This window comes from Streptomyces roseolus (assembly GCF_014649855.1).
Lineage (GTDB): Bacteria > Actinomycetota > Actinomycetes > Streptomycetales > Streptomycetaceae > Streptomyces > Streptomyces roseolus.
Genome location: NZ_BMTV01000005.1, coordinates 31,518 through 56,430, shown reverse-complemented (window position 1 = coordinate 56,430; position 24,913 = coordinate 31,518). Strand labels below are relative to the sequence as shown.

The following is a 24,913-nucleotide window of genomic DNA, read 5'->3' as shown; positions in this document are numbered from 1 at the left end:
GCACCGGTAACGGCCTGAGGGACACCCCCGGGCGGGGGCGGGCCTCCGTCCGTGCCGGGCCGTCCTCCTCAGCCGGAGCGGCCGTCGCCCCGGGCGTCCCCGGTGGTCCTCGGTCGTGCTCCTCCGGTACGGGTCCGCCGGCGTCGTCCCGGAGCGCCCCGCCGCCGGTCCGACAGCGCCGCGCGGATCTCCTCGGCCTGCCGCAGGGCGTCGCGGGGCACCGGGCGGCCGTCGGCGAGACGGCCGGCGAGGCGGGCCCGGCGCTCCGGGTCCGCGAGGGCGTCCGGTGCGAGCCGTTCCGCCGTCCGGGCGATGTCCAGGGCTTGCCGCAGGGCGAGGGTGCCGGGGCCTGGGGCGGTACCGGGGTCGGCATCGGGTGCGTACCGGCCGAGGAGCTCGCGGTGACGGTCCTCGGCGTGGGGGCCGTCGGCGCGGGCGGCGAGGTCCCGGGCGCGGGCGAGGAGTTCGCCGGCGGCCGCCTGCCCCGGGGCGGCGTCGGGGAGGGGTGCGCCGATCCCGGACGGCTCGGTGTCGAGCCCCTGGTACCAGGGGCCGAGCAGCAGCCGGTCGGCCCCGGCCCGTGCGTGAAGGGCCTCGGTCGCCAGACGGGCCTCGCGTACCGCGTCGAGGACGGTCCGCGCCTCCTCCAGGGTGGGGGCGTGCGGGGGGTCGTCGTCGCCCCGGCCGGCCGCCGCGACGGCGTCGAGGAGCTCCATGGCCGCGGCGAGCGGGGCCAGGTGGGCGCCCGCCCAGCGGGCCGCCCGGCCGAGCGGCTGCCCGGCGAGCTCCTCCGCGCGGTCCGCGAGCCGCGGCCCGCGCAGGACCGCCCGCCAGTCGGCCAGCGCGTCCCGCACCGCGGCGACGTGGCCGGTCAGTTCGGGGGCGGGGGTGCGGCCGTCGGCGAGCTGCCCGGCGAGGAGGCCGCGGCGCCGCGGGTCGGCCAGAGTGTCGGGCGCGAGGCGGTGGAGTGCCTCGGCGTGGCCGAGCGCTGCGTCGAGGACCGTCGGGTCGGCGAGCACCGGCGTCGCGTACCGGCCGAGCAGCGCGCCGTGGACGCGGACGAGCGAGCGCAGCCGGTCGTGGGCGGCGCTCCAGGCGAGGGCCAGGGGCAGCTTGTCGTACAGGTCGCGGCGCCAGGTCCCGGCGGTGGTGAAGGCGCTGATGATCTTGCGGTCGGCGCGCACGGCGCTCGAGAGCGCGCCGCCGAGGCCGCGTGCTCCCTCGGTCAGCCGGCGGGCGACGTCGGAGAGTTCGGGAAGGGTGACGATCTCGGGGCGGAAGGTGGCGGTGGCGGCCGCCTCCGTCTCGGCGAGACGGCGGGTGGCGTCGGCGAGCTCGGCGCGGGCCGCGCGGACCCGCGGCAGCGCCTCCGGGTCGAGCCAGTGCTCCGGCGCCCGGTGGGGGCCCGTGCCCAGGCCGGCGAGGGAGACCAGCTCCTCGGCCTCCCGGACGGTCCGGGGCGCGTCGCGGCCCAGGAGTGCCGCGAGGGCGGAGGCGTGCGCGTCGGCCTTCTCCAGACGGGCCGCGAGGCCGGAGAGCCACTGGGCGAGGTCGGCGGCCCGGGCGCGGGTGAGCGGGGCGAGGCCGAGGCCCTCGGGACGCAGCGCGGCGAGCGCCCGCTCGTCTGCGGGCGGCTTCCCGGTGAGGGCCGGGGGCAGCGCGGTCCAGCGGGGGCCCGCCGCGGCGGCGGCCCGCTCCCGGGCCGCCAGGGCCTCGGCGCGGCGGGCGAGGAAGGCGCGGAGGGCGTCGGCGGTGACGCGTACCGCCGCGTCCTCGGCCGCCTCGGGGCCGCCGGGGGCGAGCCAGCGGTCGAGGGGGCGGTGGTCCGCACCGGCCGCGGCCACGAGTGCGCAGAGCTCCTCGGCGGCGGCGCCCCGAGGCGCGGTCAGGCCGAACGCGCGGGCGACGGCGTCCAGGGCCGGGATCGCCTCGAACCCTTTCAGGTCTTCGCCGCCGCCGGAGGCGATCGGGTTCGTCACGCTGGTCCTCGTCGTCCGCTCTCGATGGCCCCGGCCGTGCCGGCCCACCGCCCCGCCCTGATCACACGATCCTATGACCCGTCGCCCCGGCGGGTGGGGGACGGCCCCGCGACCGACGGGCGGCTCAGCGGACGGTGACGGCCCGTGGGGCGGAGAAGTCGCCCCAGGTGCCGTCGGGGAGGCGGGCGCGGAGGGTGAGGGTGTAGGTGGTGCCGGGTTTCGCCTGGGCGGGGAAGGTGTAGGTGGCGCGGCCGGCGGGCGGGGCGGCGCCCCAGACGATGGTGGTGGCGAAGCGGCCGTCGATGTGGAGTTCGTGGTGGGTGACGGGACCTCCGGTCTCCGGCGGGGTCCAGGTGAGGGTGATCTCGCCGTCGGCGGAGGTGGCGGCGAGGGCGCGCGGGGAGGTGTTGGGGGGCGCGCCGGGGGCGGGGGCGGTGGTGAGCTCGGCCGGGGGGCTGTCCGGGGAGGAGTTCTCGGCGGCGTCGCGGGCGCGCAGGGTGAGGGAGTAGGCGGTGCCGGGGCGCAGGCCGGTGAGGCGGGCGGTGGTGGCGGTGCCGGGGGCGGTGTGGATGCGGACGCCGGCCTGGTGGACGTCGTAGGCGGTGACGCGGGTGTCGTCGCGGGCGGGGGTCCAGGTGAGGACGGCGGCGGTGGTGCCGTCGGGGGTGGCGCGCAGCGTGCGGGGGGCGGTGGGGGGTTCGCGGTCCTCGGTGGTGGCGCGCAGGGTGGTGGTGGCGACGGCGGGGGCGGCGGGCGAGGTGTTGCCGGCGGCGTCGCGGGCGACGACGGCGAAGGTGTGGCGGCTGCCGGGGGCGAGGCCGGTGATGTCGGTCATGAGGGTGGTGGCGGGGAGGTCCTTGACCGGGCGGCCGTCCTGGAGGACCTGGTAGCCGGTGACGGCCCGGTCGTCGGTGGCGGCCTCCCACATGACGTGGACGGTGGTGGAGCTGCCGGAGGCCGCGGTGAGGCCGGTGGGGGTGGTGGGCGGGGTGGAGTCCGCCGGGCCGGCGCCGGAGCAGGCGGTGAGGACGGTGGCGGCGATGAGTGCGAGTGCGGTCAACAGGCTTGTGGCGAGCGGGCGTTGCACGGGCCGGCCTCCGTCCGTCGGAATGGTCCAGACCTATATCGCACGCGAGTCGGGCGGTTGGCAAGGGGGCGTTGTCAGTGGGGTCCGCTTCACTGGGACCGTTACTCTCCGTAGTCGAGGTGTGGGGGGATCATGACGGACCGTTGGCTCTACGTGTCGCCGGCCGGGGTGCGGCGGCGCGGCTGGAGCGACGTGATGATCCGGGAGCTGCTGGGGCTTCCGGACGTGCAGGGCCGCGATCCGCGGCGGTACGCGATCATGCCGCTGCGGCTGTACCTGCTGGCACGGGTGGAGGCCGTGGAGCGGACGCCCGAGTTCGTGGCGGCCTCCTCGTCCCTGGCCGCGTCGGGACGGAGCGGCGCCGTCGGGGCGCTGGCCGAGGGCCGGCGGGCGGCCGTCCTCGCGGCGATCCGGGCCGAGCCGCTCCTGGTGCCGAGGCTGCCGGCGGCCGAGCTGGAGCGGCGGGCGGCCCGCCACCGGCGGCTGATGACGGCGTGCGGGGCGGGCGGCGGGGGCGGCGGGGCCTCCCCCGGTGCGCCGGCGCGGTGGCAGGTGGGCTATCTGCGGCAGACGCTGGCGCGGTACGAGACGCTGCTCGACGGGCTGTACGGCGACACGGGCCGCCGCGAGGCCGAGCGGCTGCTGCGGCGCAGGCAGTACGAGGCGATCGCCGCCGCGTATCCGGCCCTTGCGCCCGAGTGCGCCCGGCGGATCGCCCTGGAGTCGCGGTGAGGGCGCCGGACGGCACGCCGCCGCCCCGGGCCCCGCGCGGTGCGCGGGGGCCGGGGCGGGCGGGGCGGGTGGCGCGGGCCCCGCGGTGGCTAGTGGACGTGGGCCGCCTTGGCGGTGCGGGTCTCGGAGATCTCGTCGCCCGGTTCCATCGGCGCGGTCACCTCGTCGTCGTCCGCGCGCCGGCCGAAGTGGTTGAAGACCACGTTGAGCAGGACGGCGGCGACGCAGCCGGTGGAGATGCCGGAGTCCAGGATGATCTGCGCGGTCTCCGGGAAGGCGTGGTAGAAGTCCGGCTTGGTGATCGGGATGATGCCGACCGCCAGCGAGACGGCGACGATGAGGACGTTGTTGTCCTTCTCCAGGCCGGCCTTGACCAGGGTCTGGATGCCGCTGGCCGCGACCGAGCCGAAGAGGACGACGCCGGCGCCGCCGAGGACCGGGCGGGGCACCACCGAGATGAGCGAGGCCATCATCGGCGAGAGGCCCATCAGGACCAGGATGCCGCCGCCGCAGGCGACGACGAAGCGGCTGCGGATCCGGGTCATGGCGACCAGGCCGACGTTCTGCGCGAAGGCGCTGCACATGAAGCCGTTGAAGAACGGGCTGATCGCCGAGCCGAGGGTGTCGGCGCGCAGACCGGCCGCGATGGTCTTCTCGTCGGCGGGCCGCTCGACGATCTCGCCGAGGGCCAGCATGTCGGCGGTGGACTCGGTCATCGAGACCAGCATGACCACGCACATGGAGATGATCGCGGCGAGCGCGAACTGCGGGGCGCCGAAGTGGAAGGGGGTCGGGAAGCCGACGACGTCCGCCTCGGTCACCGGGGAGAAGTCGGTGACGCCGAAGGGTATGGCGATCAGGGTGCCGAGGACCAGGCCGACGAGGACCGCGATCTGCTTCAGGAAGCCGCGGGTGAAGCGGCGCAGCAGCAGGACGATCGCGAGGGTGACGGCGGCCAGGGCGAGGAACTTGCCCGAACCGTAGTCCTTCGCCGCCGGGTTGGGTCCTTGTGCCCAGCCGAAGGCGACCGGCAGCAGCGAGATGCCGATGAGGGTGATGACGGTGCCGGTGACCACCGGCGGGAAGAAGCGCACGAGGCGGGAGAACCACGGCGCGGCGAGGAAGCCGAGCAGACCGGCGACGATGATCGCGCCGAAGATGATCGGCAGGGCGTCGGCCTTGTCCTCGGTCGTGTCGATGATGGCGATCATCGGGGCCACGCCCGCGAAGGTGACGCCGTTGACGAAGGGCAGCTTGGCGCCGATCTTCCAGACGCCGAGGGTCTGGAGAAAGGTGGCGAGGCCGGCGGTGAAGAGGCTGGCGCCGGTCAGGAAGGTCAGTTCGGTGCCGGAGAGGCCGACGGCCGCTCCGACGATCAGGGGCGGGGCCACCACGCCCGCGTACATGGCGGCCACGTGCTGGAGGCCGCTGGTGAACATCTTCAGAGGAGGCAGGGTCTCGTCGACCGGATGCCTGGTCCGGTCTCCGGGGTCGGTGGTGCCTGCGTCTTGTGCATTGCGAACCTGGGGCTCGTCGGCCACGGCGGTTCCTCCGGTCGGGTACACGTCGGCGGTGACGCGGGTGTCAGGGAGGTGGTGCGATGCGGTGCGAAGTGCAGGAGGTGCGGCTCGGTGCGGGGCGGTGCGGTGCGCCGGAGGAAGGGGTGCGGCGCGGGGACGGGACGCCCGGTGGGGGGACGGGCGGATGTGGCCGTCCCGGGCGGCGCCGTACGACGGGTGCGTACGGCGCCGCCCGGTCGGGCTGCCGCGGACCCCGCTCGGGTCCGCGGCGACCGGTCGGGGGCCGTCCCCCCCGACCGGACTCCGGGGGGAGGGTCAGCCCTGGGCCGCGATGCGGGCCAGGCGCTGGGCCTCCGTGCGCGCGTCGCGCGCGATGGCGTCCTCGTCGACGGTGAGCAGCCGGTTGTTCTCGACGATCTGCTTGCCGTTGACGAAGGACGCGGTGACCGGGGCCGCCGCGCCGAAGACGATGGCGGTGACCGGGTCGGCGATCGAGGAGTGGCCGAGGCCGTCGATCTTCCAGAGGACGAAGTCGGCGAGCTTGCCGGCCTCCAGCGAGCCGATGTTGTCGGCCCGGCCGAGGACCTGCGCGCCGCCGTAGGTGCCGAGGCGCAGGGCCTGGCGGGCGTTGAGCGCGGCCTCGCGGTGGGCGCCGAGGCGGTTGATCAGGAGGGCGTTGCGGAGCTCGGTGTGGAGCTCGCCGGACTCGTTGGAGGCGGTGCCGTCGACGCCGAGGCCGACCGGGACGCCCGCCTTCAGCATGTCGGGGACGCGGGCGATGCCGGCGGCGAGGCGCGCGTTCGACGACGGGCAGTGGGCGACACCGGTCTTCGTGCGGGCGAAGGCGGCGATGTCGGAGTCGTTCATGTGGACGCAGTGCGCCATCCACACGTCCTCGCCGAGGAAGCCGGTCGACTCGAAGTAGTCGGTCGGGCCCATGCCGAAGAGCTCGTGGCAGAACTTCTCCTCCTCCACGGTCTCCGAGCCGTGGGTGTGCATGCGCACGCCGAGGCGGCGGCCGAGCGCGGCGCCCTCGCGGAGCAGCTCGGTGGAGATGGAGAAGGGCGAGCAGGGGGCGACGGCGACCTGGGTCATCGCGTCGAAGGAGGCGTCGTGGAACTTCTTGACGGTCTCCTCGGTCGCGGCGAGCGCGCCCTCGGTGGTCTCGACGGCGAAGTCCGGCGGCAGGCCGCCGTCCTTCTCGCTGCGGTCCATGGAGCCGCGGGCCAGGGTGAAGCGCACGCCCATCTCGGAGGCGGCGCCGATGATGGCGCCGGAGAGGTCGCCGGAGCCCTTCGGGAAGACGTAGTGGTGGTCCATGGCGGTGGTGACGCCGCCGCGGGCCATCATGGCGAGCGAGCCCTGGGCGGCGACGCGCACCATCTGCTCGTCGATGCGGGCCCAGGTCGGGTAGAGCGCGACCAGCCAGTCGAAGAGGTTGTGGTCGGTGGCCAGGCCCCGGGTGATCCACTGGTAGAAGTGGTGGTGGGTGTTGACCAGGCCGGGGGTGACCAGGTGGCCGGTGGCGTCGATCCGCCGGACCACGTTCTCCAGGTTCTCGGGGGCCTTGCCGGCGCCGAGGGACTCGATCCTGTTGTCGGCGACGACGAGGTACCCGGAGGCGTACTCGGTGTCGTTCGCGTCGACGGTGGCGATCGCCGCGTTCTCGATGACGATGCGCTGGGCTGCCGAAGGTGCTGCCATGGCGGTGCTTCCTTCATTCCTCATGGGTGGGGTGGGCACGGCAGGACCCTAGGAGGATTTGAGTGCCGGGGCCGTCTGACGGCTCCGGGTGCCGAGATGATGGAAGAACAGGTTCAGCAGGACGGCGACGAGCGCGCCCGCGCTGATGCCGGAGCCGAGCACGGTCTGTGCCCAGGCGGGGAAGCCGGCGTAGAAGGTGGGAGCGGCGAGCGGGATGATGCCCGCGCCGAGCGCGACGGCGACCAGGATGATGTTGGAGCTGTCGTCGAGGCCGGCCTCGGAGAGGGTCCGGATGCCGCTGACCGCGATCGAGCCGAAGAGGACGATGCCGGCGCCGCCGAGGACGGGCATCGGGACCATGGAGACGACCGCGCCGAGGACCGGAAAGGCGCCGAGCACCAGGAGGGCGCCGCCGGCGACGGCGACCACGTAGCGGGAGCGGACCCGGGTGAGCGAGACGACGCCGACGTTCTGCGCGAAGGCGGAGGTGGGGAAGCCGCCGAAGACGGGGCCGAGCAGGGTGGCGATGCCGTCGGTGCGCAGGCCCCGGGTGATGGTCCCCCCGTCGCTGGGGCGCTCGCAGATCTCGCCGAGGGCGAGCATGCCGGCGCTGGACTCGGTCATGAGGACCAGCATCACGATGCACAGGGAGAGGATCGCGGCGGGCTGGAACTCGGGGGCGCCGAAGGCGAAGGGGGAGGGCAGGGCGGCGACGGGCGCCTCGCGCAGGGCGGAGAAGTCCGCCATGCCGAAGGGGATCGCGGCGAGGGTGCCGATGAGCAGGCCGAGGAGCAGGGCGATCTGCTTGACGAAGCCGCGGCCGAAGCGCTGGAAGAGCAGGACGACGACCAGGGTGAAGCCGGCGAGGGCGAGGTACTTCATGGCGCCGAAGTCGGCGGCGGTCTTGTCGCCGCCCTGGGCCCAGCTGACGGGCACCGGCATCAGGGTGACGCCGATCAGGGTGATGACGACGCCGGTGACGAGCGGCGGGAAGAAGCGCAGGAGCCGGCCGAAGAAGGGGCCGACGGCGAGGCAGAAGACGCCGGCGACCATGACCGCGCCGTAGATGGCGGGGAGTTGGTGTCCGGGGGCGCTCGTCTCGGCGATGGCCAGCATGGGCGCGATGCCCGCGGAGGAGGCCGCGTTGACGAACGGGAGCCGGTTGCCGGCGAAGTTCCGGATGCCGAGGGTCTGCAGGATGGTGGCGAGACCGGCGATCAGGAGGCTGGCGGCGATGAGCCGGGTCATCCCGGCCGCGTCCAGGCCGACGGCCTGGCCGATGATGAGCGGAGGGGTGACGACGCCGGCGTACATGGCGGCGATGTGCTGGAGTGCCGCGGGGACGAGCCGCGAGGCGGGGAGCTTCTCGTCGACCGGATGGCAGGCGGCCTGGGCAGGGGCCTCGGTGGTCGACGGGGTGGAACACGGGCCTTCGGCGGTCGCCGGCCCCTGTGCGGGCAGTGCCATGCTGGGTTCCCTCCGGTCTGGTGCCGGTCCCCGCCCGACTGCGGGCGGGCGGGGACCGGTTCACTCAGTGCCGCTCAGAGATGTGGTGCCACTCAGAGGTTGGTCATGTCGACCGGGATGAGCGCCTCGGCGCCGTCGCGCAGGACCGTGGCCTCGATGAGGCCGTACATGCGGTCCGCGGCGTAGTAGACCTCGTTGTCGTTCTTGAGCCCGAAGGGCTCCAGGTCCACCAGGAAGTGGTGCTTGTTGGGGAGCGAGAAGCGGACCTCGTCGATCTCCGCGCGGTGGTTGATGATCCGCGTGGCCATCTGGTAGAGCGTCTGCTGGAGGGAGTACGAGTAGGTCTCCGCGAACGCCTCGAGCATGTGCTTCTTGGTCTGCTCGTAGGACCGCTCCCAGTTGGGCATGCGCTGCTCGTCGTCGGTCCAGTTGAACCGCCAGCGGCCGGACACCTGGGTTGCCAGGATGCGGTCGTACGCCTCCTGGAGGGTGGTGTACTGGTCCTTGATGTAGCCCCAGAACTCCGAGTTGGTGGAGTTCATGACGACGAGGTCCTTGAGGCCGGAGATGACCTCCCACTTCTCGCCGTCGTAGGTGATCTGGGTGACGCGGGTCTCCTGGCCCTTGCGGGCGAAGGAGTGGTTGACCTCGTCGGCGCCGATGAACTTGGAGTTGGCGTCCGAGGAGGCGATGCGCTCCCAGGCGTACTCCTCGATCCGGATCCGGGCCCGCTTGATCGGCTCCTGGCTCGTCACGAAGTGGCGGGCGAGGTGGATGCCGAACTGCTCGGCGGACTCGATGCCGTACTCCTTGGCGAACGCGAAGACGGTGTTCTTCGTCGTGTCGGTGGGGAGGCAGTTGGCGTTGGAGCCGGTGAGGTGGACGTCGCTGAGGTCGCCGGAGAGGGCGACGGAGACGTTCAGGTCCTTGATGTGGTGGGTGGCGCCGTCCCGCGTGATCTTGACGACGCGGTTCTCTGCTTTGCCGTACTGGTTCTGGCCGAGAATCGTGGGCATGTCTGCTAGCTCCCTCGGTAAACGGAGTAGCCGAACGGGTTGAGCAGCAGCGGTACGTGGTAGTGCTCGCCCGGCTCGACGGCGAACGTGATCGCCACCTCCGGGAAGAAAGCACCGGCCGGACCGCTGTCCCGATTCGCGGGGGCGTCCTGCTGCGCCTCGGCTTGCTGGTTCTGCTTGCTCAGGAAGTACGCCTCGGTCTCGAAGTCGAGGCGTACGTGGGTGGTGCCGACCGGCATGGCCGGAAGGTCCTTGCACCGTCCGTCGGCGTCGGTGGCCGAGCCGCCGAGCGCGACCCAGGCGGCGTCGGAGCCGGCGCGGGCGGCGAGGGTGATCGCCACGCCCTCCGCGGGGCGTCCGATGCTGGTGTCCAGGATGTGGGTGGACACCGAGGCCGTGGTGTCGGTGCTCATGCGGCGCTCTCTTCCTCTACGAGACGGGTGAGCCGGATGCGGTTGATCTTGCCCAGTTCGGCGCGGACGATCTCCCGCTCCTGCTCGGGCGAGTTGCCGATCCGCTCCTTGACCGCGTCGCGCATCTGCTCGCCGGTCCTGCCGGTGGCGCAGATGAGGAAGACGTGGCCGAAACGGTCCTGGTAGGCCAGGTTCAGTTCGAGCATCTCGGCCTTGAGCTCGGCGGAGGAGCCGGCCATCCCGCTCTGCTCGCGGGTGGAGGTGGCATCCCCTTCCTTCGGACGACCGATCGGCGGGTGGCCCGCCATCGCCTCGGCCAGGTCCTCGGCGGTCAGCTCGGCCATGGCGGCGTCGCTGGCGAGGAAGAGGGCTTCGGCGGTGGTGTACGGGCGCTGGGCGAGGATCTTGCTCCCCCACGCCGAGCTGGAGCACACCTCGTGGAGCGCGGCGAGAGCCTCGCTGTCCGCCGAGGTGTTGAACCGGGTGAGGCCCGGTGTCGTACCTGAAGTCACGGGAAGCCTCCGTGGCTGTTTTTCGCTGTGCGTCGGACGGGCTGCGGATAGCTAACGCCCTCGACAACACGACGTCAACACTTTGTTGAAAACTCGGTGACACAAAAGCCGTCGTCCCGACATGCGGACGACGGCTTGTGGCCATTCTTGATCAACTAGGCGTTCTTGGAGGCGTTTTCCCTGTTCAGGTAGTTGTAGACGGTGAAGCGGCTGACACCCAGTGCACCGGCCACCGTCTCCACTCCATGACGCACGGAGAAGGCGCCGCGCGCCTCCAGGAGCCGGACGACCTCCTGCTTGGCCTTGCGGTCCAGCTCGGCCAGCGGCACCCCGTGCCGGCGCTCCATCGCCGCGAGGATGCGGTCCAGGGAGTCCGACAGCTGGGGCAGCCGTACGGCGAGGACGTCCTCGCCGTCCCAGGACAGCACGATGTCGTCGGCCGCGGCCTGCGCCGGTTCCAGCACTTCCGCGCCCATCGCGTCGACCAGCGGCTTCACCGCCGCCGCCAAGGGATGCTCGGTCACTTGTCGTCCTCCCCGCCCTCACCGATCACGTTGACCTGGAGCGAGACCCGGGTGGCACCGGCACCGAGCGCCTTGCGCAGCAGCTCGTCGACGGCGGTGAGGACGGCGTCGGCGCCGCCTTCCGCGGTGTTGCCGAAGGGGCCGACATCGACGGCGTCCAGTTCGGCCGACTGGATGACCTCACGAGCCACGACCGCGTGGGCCGGCGCCTCGTCGAGGTCGAACGGCTCGGTCGTGAACTCCACTCTCAAACGCACCATGCCCCCACGCTACGGCCCCGACCAGGGCCTGGGGAGCCCCGAAGTCGGAGGGAGCCCTTGACAAGCCGGGCACTCCACTTGCAACATTCCGTCAGACAGAAAACGACTTCCGCAATACGGAAGGAGCGCCGCCCCTCATGGGATACACGGACCAGCGCTTCGATGTGAACCTGTCGATCCTCTTCACGGAACTCCCGCTCCTGGAGCGCCCCGCGGCCGCCGCCGCGGCCGGCTTCACCGCGGTCGAGCTGTGGTGGCCCTGGATCGACACCGCCACCCCCGAGCAGAGCGAGCTCGACGCCCTCAAGAAGGCCCTTGAGGACGCCGGCACCCAGCTGGTGGGCCTGAACTTCTACGCCGGACAGCTCCCCGGCCCGGACCGCGGCGCGGTCTCGGTCCCGGGCGAGGAGTCCGACCGCTTCAAGGCCAACATCGACGTCGCCGCGGACTTCGCCGCCTCGGTCGGCTGCAAGGCGCTCAACGCGCTCTACGGCAACCGCGTGGAGGGCGTCGACCCGGAGGCCCAGGACGCCCTCGCCCTGGAGAACCTGGTCCTGGCCGCCCGCGCCGCCGACCGCGTCGGCGCGATCCTGCTGATCGAGACCCTGAACAAGCCGGAGTCGCCGCTCTACCCGCTGGTGAGCGCCCCCTCCGCGATCGAGGTCGTCGACAAGGTGAACGAGGCCACGGGGCTCGGCAACGCCAAGTTCCTCCTCGACATCTACCACCTGGCCATGAACGGCGAGGACGTCGGCGCCGTCATCGCGCGGTACGCGGACAAGACCGGCCACGTCCAGATCGCGGACATGCCGGGCCGCGGCGCCCCGGGCACCGGCGAACTCCCGCTGGAGCAGCTGCTCGACGAGCTGAAGAAGGCCGGTTACGACGGCTTCGTGGGCCTGGAGTACAAGGCCGCAGACGCCGCCGCGTCCTTCGAATGGCTGCCCGCCGAGGCCCGCCCGGCCAACTGACGCAGGCCCCCTCCCCGTACCACCTTGTTTTGAGAGGCACCCTCACCATGAGCACTCTTCCGAAGATCGCGTGGATCGGCCTCGGCATCATGGGCTCCCCCATGTCCGAGAACCTGATCAAGGCCGGTTACTCGGTCACCGGCTTCACCCTGGAGCAGGACAAGCTGGACCGCCTGGCCAAGGCCGGCGGCACCTCGGCCTCCTCCATCGCCGAGGCCGTCAAGGACGCCGACGTGATCATCACGATGGTGCCCGCCTCCCCGCAGGTCGAGGCGATCTCCTACGGCCCCGAGGGCATCCTGGAGAACGCCAAGCAGGGCGCGCTGGTCATCGACATGTCGTCGATCACCCCGCAGACCTCCGTCGACCTGGCCAAGAACGCCAAGGAGAAGGGCATCCGCGTCATCGACGCCCCCGTCTCCGGCGGCGAGGCCGGCGCCATCGAAGCCGTGCTCTCCATCATGGTCGGCGGCGAGCAGGCCGACTTCGACGAGGCCCTCCCGATCCTGGAGGCCCTCGGCAAGACCATCGTCCTGTGCGGCCCGCACGGCTCCGGCCAGACGGTCAAGGCGGCCAACCAGCTCATCGTCGCCGTGAACATCCAGGCGTGCGCCGAGGCCGTGGTCTTCCTGGAGAAGTCCGGCGTGGACCTCACCGCCGCCCTCGACGTCCTCAACGGCGGTCTGGCCGGCTCGACCGTGCTGACCCGCAAGAAGGACAACTTCCTGAACCGGGACTTCAAGCCCGGCTTCCGGATCGACCTGCACCACAAGGACATGGGCATCGTGACCGACGCCGCCCGCAACGTCGGCGCGGCCCTCCCGGTCGGCGCCGTGGTCGCCCAGCTCGTCGCCTCGCTGCGCGCGCAGGGTGACGGCGGCCTGGACCACTCGGCCCTGCTCCGCGCCGTCGAGCGCCTCTCCGGCGCCCAGGTCTGATCCGACGCCCCGGATCCCGGGGCCCCAGATTTCCGGTCGGCGGCGGTGCTGACACCTGTCCTGTCGCGCCCAGGCGCCGCCGCCGACCGGAACACCACACTTCATTTTCAACAAACTGTTGACGCCGTGTTTCGAGCGAACTTACGCTCCACGCCATCGTCATCAGCAGGTTCTCCTGTACGGAAAGGCCACCATGTCGAAGCGCGTGCTTACGACCGAGTCCGGCGCCCCCGTCGCCGACAACCAGAACTCCGCCACCGCCGGCGTCGGTGGCCCTCTCCTCCTCCAGGACCAGCACCTGCTGGAGAAGCTCGCGCGCTTCAACCGTGAGCGGATCCCGGAGCGCGTGGTGCACGCCCGCGGCTCCGGCGCGTACGGCTACTTCGAGGTGACCGACGACGTCACCGGCTTCACCAAGGCCGACTTCCTCTCCGAGGTGGGCAAGAAGACGGAGCTGTTCATCCGCTTCTCCACCGTGGCCGACTCGCTCGGCGGCGCGGACGCGGTCCGCGACCCGCGCGGCTTCGCGGTGAAGTTCTACACCGCCGAGGGCAACTACGACCTCGTCGGCAACAACACCCCGGTGTTCTTCATCAAGGACCCGATCAAGTTCCCCGACTTCATCCACTCCCAGAAGCGCGACCCCTTCACGGGCAAGCAGGAGCCGGACAACGTCTGGGACTTCTGGGCCCACGCCCCCGAGGCCACCCACCAGATCACCTGGCTCATGGGCGACCGCGGCATCCCGGCCTCGTACCGTCACATGAACGGCTACGGCTCGCACACCTACCAGTGGACGAACGAGGCGGGCGAGGCCTTCTTCGTGAAGTACCACTTCAAGACGAACCAGGGCATCCGCTCCCTCTCCGCCGAGCAGGCCGCCGAGCTCGTCGGCAAGGACGCCAACTCGCACCAGACGGACCTGCTCCAGGCCATCGAGCGCGGCGTGAGCCCCTCCTGGACCCTGTACGTGCAGGTCATGCCGGCCGCCGAGGCCGCCGACTACCGCTTCAACCCGTTCGACCTCACCAAGGTGTGGCCGCACGCCGACTACCCGCTCCAGCGCGTCGGCCGGATGGTCCTCGACCGCAACCCGGACAACGTCTTCGCCGAGGTCGAGCAGGCCGCGTTCTCCCCGAACAACTTCGTCCCGGGCATCGGCCCCTCGCCGGACAAGATGCTCCAGGGCCGCCTCTTCGCCTACGCGGACGCCCACCGCTACCGCCTCGGCGTCAACCACACCCAGCTCCCGGTGAACGCCCCCAAGGCGACCGTCGCCGAGAACTACGGCCGCGACGGCGCCATGGCGACCCGCAACGGCTCGCGGTACGACAAGAACTACGAGCCCAACTCCTACCAGGGCCCGGCCCAGACCGACGTGCCGCTCTCCGCGCCGCTCGCGATCCACGGCTGGACCGGCACCCACGCCGCCCCGCAGCACACCAAGGACGACGACTTCTTCCAGGCCGGCGAGCTGTACCGCCTGATGTCGGAGGACGAGAAGTCCCGTCTGATCGCCAACATCGCCGGCGGTCTCTCCCAGGTGTCCCGCGAGGACGTCATCGAGAAGAACATCGCCCACTTCGCCGCCGCCGACGCCGAGTACGGCAAGCGCGTCGAGGAGGCCGTCCGCGCCCTGCGCGAGGACTAGTCGTCTCGGATCACCAGACCGCGTACGGCATCTGACGGGAGGTCAATGCCGTACGCCGTCCGGAACACCGGCCCGGATGAGGGGTGGCCGGTGTTCATGGACAGCGTGAGGACCGCGGCGGCTGCGAGCCAGTGCGGTGGCCAGGACGCCCGGCCCCCCTTCCAGACCTGAAGGAAGGGACCGGCCGGAGCGTCCGCCGGAGCCGCCGCGGTCCCAACGCCCTCCCCCCGCGGAGAGCTCCCCGCACCCGGGAGCACACGGACTCCGCCCGGCGGCACGAACGTCCTGTCGCGCCGGCCTCGCACCGCCGGGCGGTCACCGACGAGAGCGCGGAACCAGGTTTACGGTCCCTGGTTCCGCGCTCTTTTCCATGCCCCGGCACGGGGCACAGCGCATCGTTTCTGCGGTGAAGATCCGCACCCGCACGGGTGAGCGCACCGCGATTCGCCGCCCGGACGCCCCGGCCGTGGCGCTATCCACCCGTACGTGATCAAGAACCTGATGCGCGGGCTCGTCCCGCTCGCCCTCGTCCTGTCCCCGCTCGCCGCCCCCGCGCCCACCGCCTCCGCGGGCGTCCAGCTCTTCCCCGACGCGCTCGCCGAGCTCACCGAGGCCACCGAGGACCCGGCCGGATACAAGGAGTCGGCCTTCCCGCACTGGGACGAGGGCCTCGACGCGGCCGACGGCTGCGACACCCGCGCCGAGGTGCTCCTCGTGGAGGCCGTCGAGGCGCCCGCGACCGGGTCCGGCTGCGCCCTCACCGGCGGCCGGTGGACCTCCTACTACGACGGGCAGAGCGTCACCGACCCGGCCCTGCTCCGTGTCGACCACCTCGTCCCGCTGGAGGAGGCGTGGGCCTCCGGGGCGTCCGGCTGGACGGCGGAGCGGCGGGCGAGGTACGCCAACGACCAGGGGGCCGCGGCCACCCTGGTCGCCGTGACCGCCCGCAGCCAGAAGGCGAAGGCCGGCCAGGACCCGGCCGCGTGGGTCCCCGACGGCAACGCCGCCTACTGCCGCTACGTCGGCGAGTGGGTCGGCACCAAGCTGCGCTGGGGACTCTCCGTCGACAAGGACGAGATGGAGGCGCTCAAGCTGTTCGGCGACGGCCCGTGCGAGGACACGGTCGTGCAGCGCTCGACAGCCCCGCGGTGAGCGCGGCGGTGACGGCGAGCGAGGCCCCCGCCAGCAGGGCCATCGCCGTCGCCGGCGAGGTGAGCTGCGCCAGCCCGCCCGCCAGGGCCGCCGCCAGGCCCTGGCAGGCGAGCATCCCGGAGCCGTGCAGGCCGAGCGCGTGTCCGCTCGACTCCTCCGGGACCAGCGCCAGCAGCCGCTCCTGGTACAGCAGGCTCGCGCCGTAGCCGACCGCGGAGACGGCGACGGCCGCGCCCGCCAGGACCGGCGGCAGCCCCGTACCGAGCGCGAAGAGCAGGTACGGGGCCGCCAGCAGGCCCTGGAGGGGCGCGGCGAGCCGCCCCCGCAGCCGCGGCGGCACGAACCGCCCGACGACCGTGTCCCCGGCGAGCATGCCGGCGGCGGCGCAGGCGAAGAGCAGCGCGGCGCGGTCGGGGGCGTACGGGACGAAGAGCGCCTCGCAGCCGACGACCAGGCCGTTGGGCACCCAGAGCGCGAGGTAGAGCAGGCGGCGGTGGCGGTCGGCGAGCAGCCGGCCGTTGGTCCGCCAGGTCTCGGCGGCCGAGGCGCGGCCGGAGGCGCGCGGCGGGCGGGCGGTGAGTCCGAAGCGGTAGGTGAGCCCGGCGAGGAGGTAGAGGGCGGCGCCGGCGAGGAGGGTGCCGCGCGGGGAGAGCACGGCGAGGAGCACCCCGCCGGTGGCGAAGCCGGCGATCTGGAAGACGCCCACGGCCATGTTCACCACGGACCGGCCGATGAGGTACCGCTCGCGCGGCAGGATCTCGCCGAGGAGGCCGTACCGCACTCCCCCGCCGAGCGACCCGACGACGCCGAGCACGGCGAGGAGCACGAAGGCGGCGCCCAGCGGCATCCCGGGCACGGCCTGGGCGGCCGTGCCCGCCGCGAACACGCCGGCGACGACGGCGAGCGCGGTACGCGGCGGCAGCCGGTCGGCGGCGGAGAGCAGCGTGGTGGCCCCGATCAGCTGGGCGAGCGAGGGCCCGAACATCGCGAGCGCGCTCAGCAGCGGCGAACCGGTCGCGTCGAAGACGAGTGTGGCGAGCCCGAGCCCGGCGACCGTCTGGGCGGCGGTCTGCGCGGAACCGGCGAGGAAGAGGGGCGTGAACCCGGGGGTGCGGAACAGGTCGCGGTAGCCCGCCGTGGCGGGCGCCTCGGAGGTGGAGAGGGGCATGCCGGGGATTGTGGGGAGGCGGGGGCGGGCGCCGGTACTGTTTCGCGGGACCGCGAAACAGTGGGCGCCGGGCGGGGCGGCCGGAGACGCTGGGCCGGGGCGACGAGCGGAGGCGGGGGCCGGGCATGGGGTGGTGGCGGATCGGGGCGGACGCGCTCGCGGGCGGCCGGTTCGTGGTGTCGCCGCTCGCCGAGACCGTCGCCTCGCTGAAGGCGCTGCACACCGGGCGGGCCGGGCACCCGGGCGAGCGGCGGTGGCTGGCGGAGCACCTGCCGGCCTACCGGGCCCGGCTGGCGGCCGAGCCGCTGGACGGGCTGCTGGTCCGGGCGGCGATCAGCCCGACCTGGAACGCGGACTTCCTCACGCCCACCCCGCTGGGCGAGGGCGAGCGTTCCTTCGAGGAGGAGGTGGCGGTGGTCCGGGCCACCGGGCAGTCGGCCGCCCTGGCCGACCTGGCGGTCTCGGTCGGCGGCCCGGTGCCGGAGCCGCTGGCCTCGGCGCGCGATCTGCCGGGGCGCCTCGCGGAGTTGCTGACCTGGGTGTGGCGGGAGACGGTGCTGCCGGAATGGCCGCGGCGGCGCCGGGTGCTGGAGGCCGACGTGGCGGCCAGGACCGCGCGCCTCGCGCGGGACGGCTGGGCGGCGGCGCTCGACGAGCTGTGCCCGGGGAGGACGCGGTGGCTGGGGAACGGCCGCCTCCAGGTCAACGCCCGTGACTACCCGCCGCGTTCGGTCGAGGGCGGCCGGCTGCTGCTCGTACCGGTGACGCCGGTGACGGGCTGGGTGTCCTGGGACGCGGAGCGGCCCGGCGAGGAGCGGTACGCGATCGTCTACGCCTGCGCGGGGGTCCTCGCCGACGGCACCGGTCCGGCGGTGCCGGAGGCGCTGGGCGCGCTCCTCGGGACGGCCCGTGCCGGGGTCCTGCTGCGCCTCGAAGCCCCGCTCTCCACGAGCCAGTTGGTGGCGCTGACGGGTCAGGGCCTCGGCTCGATGGGACGCCATCTGAAGGTGCTGCACGACGCGGGCCTGGTGCGCCGGAGGAGGGCCGGCCGGTCGGTGCTGTACGACTGGACGGAGGCCGGCGCCGTGCTCGTACGGGCGCAGCGGGCCGCCCCTTAGAAGCCGGCCCAGGCGCGCAGGCGCTCGCCGAGGACGACGGCGTGGGGCAGTCCGGCGAGGACGGTGGGGTCGGCGTCCACGCCCTGGCGGGCGAGGATCCCGGCGAGGGCGGCCCAGTGGCCGGCGGCGGCCTGCTCCTGCGTCTCCTCCCCGTAGGGCTCGTCCGGGCCGACGACCGTGCGGGCGTCGTCCTCCACGGACGCGCGGGTGAGGTGGGCCCGGATGTCGCCGTCGCCCAGGGCGCTCTCGCTCCAGCCGCGGTCGTCGAGGAGGACCAGGCGGCGTCCGTCGGGGAGTTCGGCTTCCAGGCGGGCGGAGACCGACAGCTGCCGGTCGGTGGTGTGGGCCTCGTCGAGCTCGACGTGGGTGACGAGGCGGGTGGGGGTGGCGGGGGTCATGGGTCCACGGTAGACGCCGTGTGCCCGGCCGGATGGAGCCGGCCGGGCACGCGGTGACGGGGACGGGAGCGTCCCGGGTGGGCCCGCCCGCCTCCGTCACGTGGACGACGGGTGCGGGCGGGAGCCGGGGGCGGGCCCGGAGGGGCCCGGCGGTCAGACCGCGAGCGGCTTGATCGCCGTGGGGGCGTGGCCGGGCTCGGTGGCCAGCTCCTCGAACTCGGTGACGTCGCTCATGTCGACGGTCTTGCTCATCGCGATGTTGGTGATGCGCTCCAGGATCGCCTCGACGACGACCGGGACCCGGTACTCGACGGCCATCTTCTTGGCCTGCTCCAGGGCCTCGCCCAGCTTCTCCGGGTCCTCGACGCGGATCGCCTTGACGCCGAGGCCCTCGGCGACCTTGACGTGGTCGACGCCGTAGACGCCGATCTCGGGGGTGTTGATGTTCTCGAACTCGAGGTTGACCTCGAAGTTGATGCCGAGACCGCCCTGCGCCTGCCGGATGAGACCGAGGTAGGCGTTGTTCACGAGGACGTGGACGTAGGGGACCTTGTGCTGGGCGGCGACCGCCAGCTCCTCGATCATGAACTGGAAGTCGTAGTCGCCGGAGAGCGCGACGACCGGGGTCTCCGGGTCGGCGGTGGCGGCGCCGATGGCGGCGGGGATGGTCCAGCCGAGCGGGCCGGCCTGGCCGCAGTTGATCCAGTGGCGCGGCTTGTAGACGTGGAGGAACTGCGCGGCGGCGATCTGGGAGAGGCCGATGGTGGTGACGTACCGGGTCTCCGGGCCGAAGGCCTTGTTCATCTCCTCGTAGACGCGCTGCGGCTTGATCGGGACGTTGTCGAAGTGCGTCCGGCGCTGGAGGGTGGCCTTGCGGTCCTGCGCGGAGGCGGCCCAGGAGGTGAAGTCGGGGAGCTTGCCCTCGGCCTTCCACTCCTTGGCGATGGCGACGAAGAGCTCCAGGGCGGCCTTGGCGTCGGAGGCGACGCCGTAGTCCGGGGCGAAGATCTTGCCGAGCTGGGTGGGCTCGATGTCGACGTGGACGAACTTCCGGCCCTTGGTGTACGCGTCGAGGTTGTAGCCGGTGTGGCGGTTGGCCCAGCGGTTGCCGATGCCGATGACGACGTCGGACTCCAGGAAGGTCGCGTTGCCGTAGCGGTGCGCGGTCTGGACGCCGACCATGCCGGCGGCGAGCTCGTGGTCGTCCGGGATGGTGCCCCAGCCCATGAGGGTGGAGATGACCGGGATGTTCGTCAGTTCGGCGAACTCGACGAGGAGGTCGGAGGCGTCGGCGTTGATGATGCCGCCGCCGGCGACGATCAGCGGGCGCTCGGCCTCCAGGAGGAAGGAGAGCGCCTTCTCGGCCTGGGCGCGGGTGGCCGTCGGCTTGTAGACGGGCAGCGGCTCGTAGGTCTCGGGGTCGAACTCGATCTCGGTGAGCTGGACGTCGATCGGCAGGTCGATGAGGACCGGGCCGGGACGGCCGGAGCGCATCAGGTGGAAGGCCTGCTGGAAGACGCCGGGGACCTGCGCGGCCTCCAGGACGGTGGTGGCCTTCTTGGTGACGGGCGCGGCGATCGAGGCGATGTCGACGGCCTGGAAGTCCTCCTTGTGGAGCTTCGAGACCGGGGCCTGGCCGGTGATGCACAGGATCGGGATGGAGTCGGCGATCGCCGAGTACAGGCCGGTGATCATGTCGGTGCCCGCGGGGCCGGAGGTGCCGATGCAGACACCGATGTTGCCGGCCTTGGCGCGGGTGTAGCCCTCCGCCATGTGGGAGGCGCCCTCGACGTGGCGGGCCAGGGTGTGGCTGATGCCGCCGACGTTCTTGAGCTCGCGGTAGAAGGGGTTGATCGCCGCGCCGGGCACGCCGAAGGCGTTGGTGACGCCTTCGCGCTTGAGGATCTCAACGGCCGCTGCGGCGGCGGTCATACGAGGCATGGGAGTGCTCCTGCTCGGCCGGTCGGTCGCAGGTTCCGGGCGGGCCGCCCGTCCCTGTTTCCGTAATGCGGAAGAACTGTTCTGCTATACGGAAGCAATGTAAGTGGGGCTCGGGAAGCCGTCAAGGGAGCGCCCACCAGACGGGCACCCGAGCGGGCCCCCACCGGCCCCCGGCGGGCGTCGAAAGGCCGCCTCGATGGCCGAAGTCGCTCCCCCACGCGGCCGGATGGGTGGACCATGGGCACACGGGAAGAGGGGGTTCGGTGTGGGTGAGTCGGTGTCGGTGCGCTGCCCTGAGTGCCTGCGGAGCCATGTGTACGCGGCGTCCGTCTTCCCCTGCGCCTGCGGGACCCCCGTCGCCCCGCCCCTGGTCCCGGACACGACCGCCGAAGCGGTCCGGCACCGGACCTGGCAGGACGAGTGGGTGACCGTGCGCTGCGGCGCCTGCGGCCGCGAGGGCGAGTGGCCCCGCCCGGAGCTGGGCTGCGCCTGCGGGGCGGTCCTGAGGATCCCGGTGGCACCCGCCCCCGGCGGGCAGGGACACGGCACCGGGCAGGGGCACGGCACCGACGAGGCGTACGGCTCCGACGAGGCGTACGGCTCCGACGAGGCGTACGGCTCCAAGGGGGACGGCTCCGACGAGGCGTACGGCTCCGACGAGGGGTACGGCTCCAAGGGGGACGGCTCCGACGAGGCGTACGGCTCCGAGGGGGACGGACCCGTCCCGCACGTACCCGACGGCTCCGCCGGCCCCGGGTCCCTTCCGTACGCACCGGACGGCGTCGGCGACGGGCCCGTGGCCGACGGCTCGGGCCTCTTCGCCACCCCGGACGACGAGGCCCGCGGGGAGCCCGGGCCCGTCTCGGACTGGTTCGGCGCCCCGCCCCGGTCCTTCGCCGAGCGGTACCCGGCGCACATCCCGCCCCCGCCGACCGTGCCGAGCCCCTCCCCCGGGCGGGGCGTCTACCGGCCGGTGACGATCCGGACGGCGCGGGACGCGGTCGCCGCGGCGGCCACGTACCTGCACTGGCTCGGCTTCCGGGAGATCGTGCAGCCGGAGGACAAGCGCTCCCCCGGCGTGGACCTGCGCGGCCCCGGGCTCGTCGCCCAGGTCGACCCCAGCACCCGGCCGGCCGGACTGCGGGCCGTGGAGTGCCTGTGGCTGAACGGTCTCAGCGCCTCCTCCGTGAGCGTCTTCTTCTCGCTCGCCGGCTACACCCCCGAGGCCCGCTCCCGCGCCGCCGAGATAAGGCTCCCGCTCTTCGTCCTCGACCTCACCGGCACCCCGCAGCCCGTGAACGACGCCGCCGACGAACTGACGTCCGGCGGCGCCGTCTGATCCCTCGCGGGCCGATCGGGCATACGGATCCGGCCATCCACGCGTGAGGATCACGCTCCCCCGGGCAGAACCCTCCTGGGGGGGTGGACGGCATGGGAACGGGGACGGGGTGGTTCATGGCGGCGGCCTGCGCCGCTTGGGCCGAGGTGCTGGTCGCGGCGGTGCTGCTGCGCGTCCGGGGCGGGAGCGGCGGCGGCACCGCCCCGCCCGGCCCCGAGGCGCTGGCGCTGCTGCGCGGCGGACGGCAGGCCGCCGTGACGGTCGCGCTCGTCGCGCTGCACCAGCGCGGAGCGGTCGCGGCGGGACGTAAACACACGGTTCGGGCCAACGGCGGGCCGGGGCGCACCCGGGACCCGGTCCAGCTCGGCGTGCACCGCTCGCTGCGCAACGCCCTTCCGCCGCGCGCGCTCGCGGTGCGTCCCGAGGCGCGCCGGGCGGTGGACGCGCTGTGCGCCGACCTGGGGCGGGCGGGGCTGCTGCGCCCGCCGGGGCGGCGGCGCACGGCCCGGCTGCTGCTCGCGGCGGCGCCCGCCACGCTCGCGGCCGGGCTGCTGATCGCGGGCGCCGGGGCGCAGGACGGCCCGGGGCCCGTGCTCGTCCTCGCCGCCGGGGTGCCGGTGCTCCCGGCCGTGCTCGCGCTGCTGCGGCTGCCGCCGGCCACCCGGGCCGCCCGGCGACTCCTCGCCGACCTGCGGGAGCGGCATCCGCTGCCGGCGCACCGGCGGGAGGTGACGGACGGGCGGCTCGTCCAGCTGTACGTGGCGCTGTACGGCGATCCGGCGCTCGCGCTGTTCCTGCCGCGCTTCGCCAGGGACGGGGGGCTGCTCGGCCACCGGACCCCCGACGGGCGGTGAGGCCGGGCCATACTGTCGTATGCGCATCCGAGCGGCCGCACCGGCCGAACTCCCGCTGCTCCGGTCCATCGAGCGCGCGGCGGGCGAACCCTTCCGCACCCTCGGAATGGCGGCGGTCGCCGACGACGAGCCCCTCCCCCTCGACGTCCTGGAGGGGTATCGCGCGGCGGGCCGGGCCTGGGTGGCGGTCGACGGGGCCGACCGTCCCGTCGCCTATCTGATCGCGGACGCGGTCGACGGCGCCGCCCACATCGAGCAGGTCTCCGTCCATCCGGAGGCCGCCCGCCGGGGCGTCGGCCGGGCCCTGATCGAGCACCTGGCCGAGGCCGCCCGGAAGGAGGGCCTGACGGCCCTCACCCTGACGACCTTCGCCGAAGTGCCCTGGAACGCCCCGTACTACGCCCGCCTGGGCTTCCGCCCGCTCACCGACGCCGACCCCGCCCTCACCGAGGGCCTGCGGGAGATCAGCCGCGCCGAGGCCGCCCACGGCCTGGCGGCCTGGCCGCGCGTCTGCATGCGCAGGGAGCTGGCGCAGGGGTCGGGCAGGACCTCGGACAGGGCCTAACTGCCGTAGCGCTCGCGGAGGTCCACCTTGCGGACCTTGCCGCTGACCGTCATCGGGAACTCGGTGAGGATCTCGACTCGGCGCGGGACCTTGTAGTGGGCGAGGCGGTCGCGGCAGAAGGCGGCGAGTTCGTCGGGGGTGGGCGGGTCGGCCGGGTCGCGCGGGATCACGCAGGCCAGGATCTCCTCGCCGTAGCGCTCGTCGGGGACGCCGACGACCTGCACGTCGGCGACCTTGGGGTGGGCGTGGAGGAACTCCTCGATCTCGCGCGGGTAGATGTTCTCGCCACCGCGGATGATCATGTCCTTGATGCGGCCGACGATCCGCACGTAGCCGTCCTCGCGCATCACCGCCAGGTCGCCGGTGTGCATCCAGCGGCCCGCGTCGACGACCTCGGCGGTCTTCTCCGGCTCGTCCCAGTAGCCGAGCATCACGCTGTAGCCACGGGTGCACAGTTCGCCGGCGGTGCCGCGCGGGACGGTGAGGCCGGTGGCCGGGTCGACGACCTTCACCTCGATGTGCGGCAGGACCCGGCCGACGGTGCCGGTGCGCCGCTCCAGGTCGTCGTCGCGGCGGGTCTGGGTGGAGACCGGCGAGGTCTCCGTCATGCCGTAACAGATCGACACCTCCGCCATGTTCATCTCGGTGACCACCCGCTTCATCACCTCCACCGGGCACGGCGAGCCCGCCATGATGCCGGTGCGGAGGGACGAGAGGTCGTACGCGGCGAAGTCCGGCAGGTTCAGCTCGGCGATGAACATGGTCGGCACGCCGTAGAGGGAGGTGCAGCGCTCCTCCTGGACGGCGCGGAGGGTGGCCGCGGGGTCGAAGGACGGGGCCGGGATCACGATGCAGGCGCCGTGCGAGGTGGCCGCGAGGTTGCCCATCACCATGCCGAAGCAGTGGTAGAAGGGCACCGGCACGCAGATCCTGTCCTCCTCCGTGTAGGCGATCATCTCGCCCACGAAGTAGCCGTTGTTGAGGATGTTGTGGTGGGAGAGCGTGGCGCCCTTCGGGAAGCCGGTGGTGCCCGAGGTGTACTGGACGTTGACCGGCTCGTCGGCGGAGAGCGGCTCGGGGACGAGCCCGCCGGAGGGGCGGGCCGCGAAGGCGTCCCAGGTCGGGTCGCCGAAGTACACCGCCTCCCGCAGCTCCGGGCACGCGCCCCGCACCTCCTCGACCATCGCCCGGTAGTCGCTGGTCTTGTGGGTGAGCGAGGCGAAGAGCAGCGAGATGCCCGACTGGCGCAGCACGAAGGCGAGTTCATGGGCGCGATAGGCCGGGTTGATGGTGACCATGACGGCGCCGACGCGGGCGGTGGCGTACTGGACGAGGACCCACTCGGCGCGGTTCACCGCCCAGATCCCGACCCGGTCGCCCTTGCGGACGCCGCTGCCGAGCAGGGCGCCGGCGATCCGGTCGACGTCGGCGCCGAACTCGGCGTAGGTCCAGCGCCGCCCCTCGGCGAGGTCGACCAGGGCCTCCCGGCCGGGCCAGGCGGCGACGGCCCGGTCGAGGTCGGCTCCGATGGTGTCGCCAAGCAGCGGGGTGTCCGCCACCCCGTGCGCGTACGAGAGCTCCGTGACGGTCATGCCGGGTCCCTT

The 24,913-nt window shown here is 73.2% G+C and carries 23 protein-coding genes; 9 read left to right on the top strand and 14 right to left on the bottom strand.

The window, feature by feature from the left end:
- Window positions 1–68: 68 nt before the first annotated feature.
- Window positions 69–1,979: a hypothetical protein gene (locus tag IE245_RS07335; RefSeq protein WP_189945923.1), complete on the bottom strand. Its 1,911-nt coding sequence runs from the start codon at window positions 1,977–1,979 to the stop codon at window positions 69–71.
- 124 nt (window positions 1,980–2,103) lie between these two features.
- Entirely contained in the window at window positions 2,104–3,039 is a 936-nt protein-coding gene (locus IE245_RS07330; RefSeq protein WP_229851126.1) for a fibronectin type III domain-containing protein, read from the bottom strand.
- 159 nt (window positions 3,040–3,198) lie between these two features.
- Here IE245_RS07330 and IE245_RS07325 point away from each other — a divergent pair, with 159 nt between their 5' ends.
- Window positions 3,199–3,798, top strand: a complete 600-nt coding sequence (locus tag IE245_RS07325) for a hypothetical protein (RefSeq protein WP_189945921.1) — start codon at window positions 3,199–3,201, stop codon at window positions 3,796–3,798.
- Between the two features lie 89 nt (window positions 3,799–3,887).
- Here the strand turns inward: IE245_RS07325 and IE245_RS07320 are convergent, their stop codons facing one another.
- The 8 genes from IE245_RS07320 to IE245_RS07285 all read right to left on the bottom strand — a co-directional run bounded on the left by IE245_RS07320 (window position 3,888) and on the right by IE245_RS07285 (window position 11,211).
- Window positions 3,888–5,237, bottom strand: a complete 1,350-nt coding sequence (locus tag IE245_RS07320) for a nucleobase:cation symporter-2 family protein (RefSeq protein WP_229851144.1) — start codon at window positions 5,235–5,237, stop codon at window positions 3,888–3,890.
- 396 nt (window positions 5,238–5,633) lie between these two features.
- On the bottom strand, window positions 5,634–7,022 hold the full coding sequence (locus IE245_RS07315) for an 8-oxoguanine deaminase (protein ID WP_189945919.1): 1,389 nt from the start codon (window positions 7,020–7,022) through the stop codon (window positions 5,634–5,636).
- Window positions 7,023–7,070: 48 nt separating this feature from the next.
- Entirely contained in the window at window positions 7,071–8,489 is a 1,419-nt protein-coding gene (locus IE245_RS07310; RefSeq protein WP_189945918.1) for a nucleobase:cation symporter-2 family protein, read from the bottom strand.
- Between the two features lie 92 nt (window positions 8,490–8,581).
- The gene (gene pucL / locus IE245_RS07305; RefSeq protein WP_189945917.1) at window positions 8,582–9,505 is read right to left on the bottom strand and encodes a factor-independent urate hydroxylase; all 924 of its coding nucleotides are present in this window, start codon (window positions 9,503–9,505) and stop codon (window positions 8,582–8,584) included.
- Between the two features lie 5 nt (window positions 9,506–9,510).
- Window positions 9,511–9,918, bottom strand: a complete 408-nt coding sequence (gene uraH, locus IE245_RS07300) for a hydroxyisourate hydrolase (RefSeq protein WP_189945916.1) — start codon at window positions 9,916–9,918, stop codon at window positions 9,511–9,513.
- Window positions 9,915–10,430 carry a 2-oxo-4-hydroxy-4-carboxy-5-ureidoimidazoline decarboxylase gene (gene uraD / locus IE245_RS07295; protein WP_189945915.1) on the bottom strand — a complete coding sequence of 172 codons (516 nt, stop codon included), beginning with the start codon at window positions 10,428–10,430 and terminating at the stop codon, window positions 9,915–9,917. Before uraD ends, uraH begins: the two co-directional genes overlap by 4 nt.
- 155 nt (window positions 10,431–10,585) lie before the next feature.
- Window positions 10,586–10,906, bottom strand: a complete 321-nt coding sequence (locus IE245_RS07290) for a helix-turn-helix domain-containing protein (protein ID WP_189946141.1) — start codon at window positions 10,904–10,906, stop codon at window positions 10,586–10,588.
- Window positions 10,907–10,950: 44 nt separating this feature from the next.
- Entirely contained in the window at window positions 10,951–11,211 is a 261-nt protein-coding gene (locus IE245_RS07285; RefSeq protein WP_189946140.1) for a YkoF family thiamine-binding protein, read from the bottom strand.
- A 140-nt stretch (window positions 11,212–11,351) separates the two neighbouring features.
- Here IE245_RS07285 and IE245_RS07280 point away from each other — a divergent pair, with 140 nt between their 5' ends.
- The 4 genes from IE245_RS07280 (at window position 11,352) to IE245_RS07265 (ending at window position 15,926) form a co-directional block, all read left to right on the top strand.
- Window positions 11,352–12,185 (top strand): TIM barrel protein, encoded by an 834-nt coding sequence (locus IE245_RS07280; protein ID WP_189945914.1) that lies wholly within the window; start codon window positions 11,352–11,354, stop codon window positions 12,183–12,185.
- Window positions 12,186–12,232: 47 nt separating this feature from the next.
- On the top strand, window positions 12,233–13,123 hold the full coding sequence (locus tag IE245_RS07275) for a 2-hydroxy-3-oxopropionate reductase (protein ID WP_189945913.1): 891 nt from the start codon (window positions 12,233–12,235) through the stop codon (window positions 13,121–13,123).
- A gap of 193 nt (window positions 13,124–13,316) precedes the next feature.
- Window positions 13,317–14,774, top strand: a complete 1,458-nt coding sequence (locus IE245_RS07270) for a catalase (protein ID WP_189945912.1) — start codon at window positions 13,317–13,319, stop codon at window positions 14,772–14,774.
- A gap of 486 nt (window positions 14,775–15,260) precedes the next feature.
- The gene (locus IE245_RS07265) at window positions 15,261–15,926 is read left to right on the top strand and encodes an HNH endonuclease family protein (RefSeq protein ID WP_189945911.1); all 666 of its coding nucleotides are present in this window, start codon (window positions 15,261–15,263) and stop codon (window positions 15,924–15,926) included.
- On the opposite strand, the gene IE245_RS07260 is transcribed toward IE245_RS07265, so the two are convergent.
- Window positions 15,862–17,094: an MFS transporter gene (locus IE245_RS07260; protein ID WP_189945910.1), complete on the bottom strand. Its 1,233-nt coding sequence runs from the start codon at window positions 17,092–17,094 to the stop codon at window positions 15,862–15,864. The two genes, IE245_RS07265 and IE245_RS07260, sit on opposite strands and share 65 nt — an antisense overlap.
- A gap of 125 nt (window positions 17,095–17,219) precedes the next feature.
- Between IE245_RS07260 and IE245_RS07255 the strand changes: the two genes are divergently transcribed.
- Window positions 17,220–18,212 (top strand): ArsR/SmtB family transcription factor, encoded by a 993-nt coding sequence (locus IE245_RS07255; protein WP_189945909.1) that lies wholly within the window; start codon window positions 17,220–17,222, stop codon window positions 18,210–18,212.
- Here IE245_RS07255 and IE245_RS07250 read toward each other — a convergent pair.
- Both IE245_RS07250 and gcl read right to left on the bottom strand, forming a co-directional pair.
- Window positions 18,209–18,610, bottom strand: a complete 402-nt coding sequence (locus tag IE245_RS07250) for a hypothetical protein (protein ID WP_189945908.1) — start codon at window positions 18,608–18,610, stop codon at window positions 18,209–18,211. The genes IE245_RS07255 and IE245_RS07250 overlap by 4 nt on opposite strands.
- Window positions 18,611–18,763: 153 nt before the next feature.
- Window positions 18,764–20,551 carry a glyoxylate carboligase gene (gene gcl, locus IE245_RS07245; protein ID WP_189945907.1) on the bottom strand — a complete coding sequence of 596 codons (1,788 nt, stop codon included), beginning with the start codon at window positions 20,549–20,551 and terminating at the stop codon, window positions 18,764–18,766.
- A gap of 265 nt (window positions 20,552–20,816) precedes the next feature.
- Between gcl and IE245_RS37910 the strand changes: the two genes are divergently transcribed.
- The 3 genes from IE245_RS37910 (at window position 20,817) to IE245_RS07230 (ending at window position 23,309) form a co-directional block, all read left to right on the top strand.
- Window positions 20,817–21,890 carry a hypothetical protein gene (locus IE245_RS37910; RefSeq protein ID WP_373305289.1) on the top strand — a complete coding sequence of 358 codons (1,074 nt, stop codon included), beginning with the start codon at window positions 20,817–20,819 and terminating at the stop codon, window positions 21,888–21,890.
- 92 nt (window positions 21,891–21,982) lie between these two features.
- Entirely contained in the window at window positions 21,983–22,744 is a 762-nt protein-coding gene (locus tag IE245_RS07235; RefSeq protein WP_189945906.1) for a TIGR04222 domain-containing membrane protein, read from the top strand.
- Window positions 22,745–22,763: 19 nt separating this feature from the next.
- On the top strand, window positions 22,764–23,309 hold the full coding sequence (locus IE245_RS07230) for a GNAT family N-acetyltransferase (RefSeq protein ID WP_189945905.1): 546 nt from the start codon (window positions 22,764–22,766) through the stop codon (window positions 23,307–23,309).
- Here the strand turns inward: IE245_RS07230 and IE245_RS07225 are convergent.
- On the bottom strand, window positions 23,306–24,901 hold the full coding sequence (locus IE245_RS07225) for an AMP-binding protein (protein WP_189945904.1): 1,596 nt from the start codon (window positions 24,899–24,901) through the stop codon (window positions 23,306–23,308). The genes IE245_RS07230 and IE245_RS07225 overlap by 4 nt on opposite strands.
- Window positions 24,902–24,913: the final 12 nt, after the last annotated feature.

Bases quoted from the DNA above. Each gene is read 5' to 3' on its own strand.
- IE245_RS07280 (WP_189945914.1), top strand. From the start codon at position 11,352: ATGGGATACACGGACCAGCGCTTCGATGTGAACCTGTCGATCCTCTTC.
- IE245_RS07235 (WP_189945906.1), top strand. From the start codon at position 21,983: ATGGGAACGGGGACGGGGTGGTTCATGGCGGCGGCCTGCGCCGCTTGG.
- IE245_RS07260 (WP_189945910.1), bottom strand. From the start codon at position 17,094: ATGCCCCTCTCCACCTCCGAGGCGCCCGCCACGGCGGGCTACCGCGAC.
- IE245_RS07270 (WP_189945912.1), top strand. From the start codon at position 13,317: ATGTCGAAGCGCGTGCTTACGACCGAGTCCGGCGCCCCCGTCGCCGAC.
- IE245_RS07275 (WP_189945913.1), top strand. From the start codon at position 12,233: ATGAGCACTCTTCCGAAGATCGCGTGGATCGGCCTCGGCATCATGGGC.
- IE245_RS07250 (WP_189945908.1), bottom strand. From the start codon at position 18,610: ATGACCCCCGCCACCCCCACCCGCCTCGTCACCCACGTCGAGCTCGAC.
- gcl (WP_189945907.1), bottom strand. From the start codon at position 20,551: ATGCCTCGTATGACCGCCGCCGCAGCGGCCGTTGAGATCCTCAAGCGC.
- pucL (WP_189945917.1), bottom strand. From the start codon at position 9,505: ATGCCCACGATTCTCGGCCAGAACCAGTACGGCAAAGCAGAGAACCGC.
- IE245_RS07290 (WP_189946141.1), bottom strand. From the start codon at position 10,906: ATGGGCGCGGAAGTGCTGGAACCGGCGCAGGCCGCGGCCGACGACATC.
- IE245_RS07315 (WP_189945919.1), bottom strand. From the start codon at position 7,022: ATGGCAGCACCTTCGGCAGCCCAGCGCATCGTCATCGAGAACGCGGCG.
- uraH (WP_189945916.1), bottom strand. From the start codon at position 9,918: ATGAGCACCGACACCACGGCCTCGGTGTCCACCCACATCCTGGACACC.
- IE245_RS07255 (WP_189945909.1), top strand. From the start codon at position 17,220: ATGGGGTGGTGGCGGATCGGGGCGGACGCGCTCGCGGGCGGCCGGTTC.
- IE245_RS07230 (WP_189945905.1), top strand. From the start codon at position 22,764: ATGCGCATCCGAGCGGCCGCACCGGCCGAACTCCCGCTGCTCCGGTCC.
- IE245_RS07225 (WP_189945904.1), bottom strand. From the start codon at position 24,901: ATGACCGTCACGGAGCTCTCGTACGCGCACGGGGTGGCGGACACCCCG.
- IE245_RS07325 (WP_189945921.1), top strand. From the start codon at position 3,199: ATGACGGACCGTTGGCTCTACGTGTCGCCGGCCGGGGTGCGGCGGCGC.
- IE245_RS07320 (WP_229851144.1), bottom strand. From the start codon at position 5,237: ATGTTCACCAGCGGCCTCCAGCACGTGGCCGCCATGTACGCGGGCGTG.
- IE245_RS07310 (WP_189945918.1), bottom strand. From the start codon at position 8,489: ATGGCACTGCCCGCACAGGGGCCGGCGACCGCCGAAGGCCCGTGTTCC.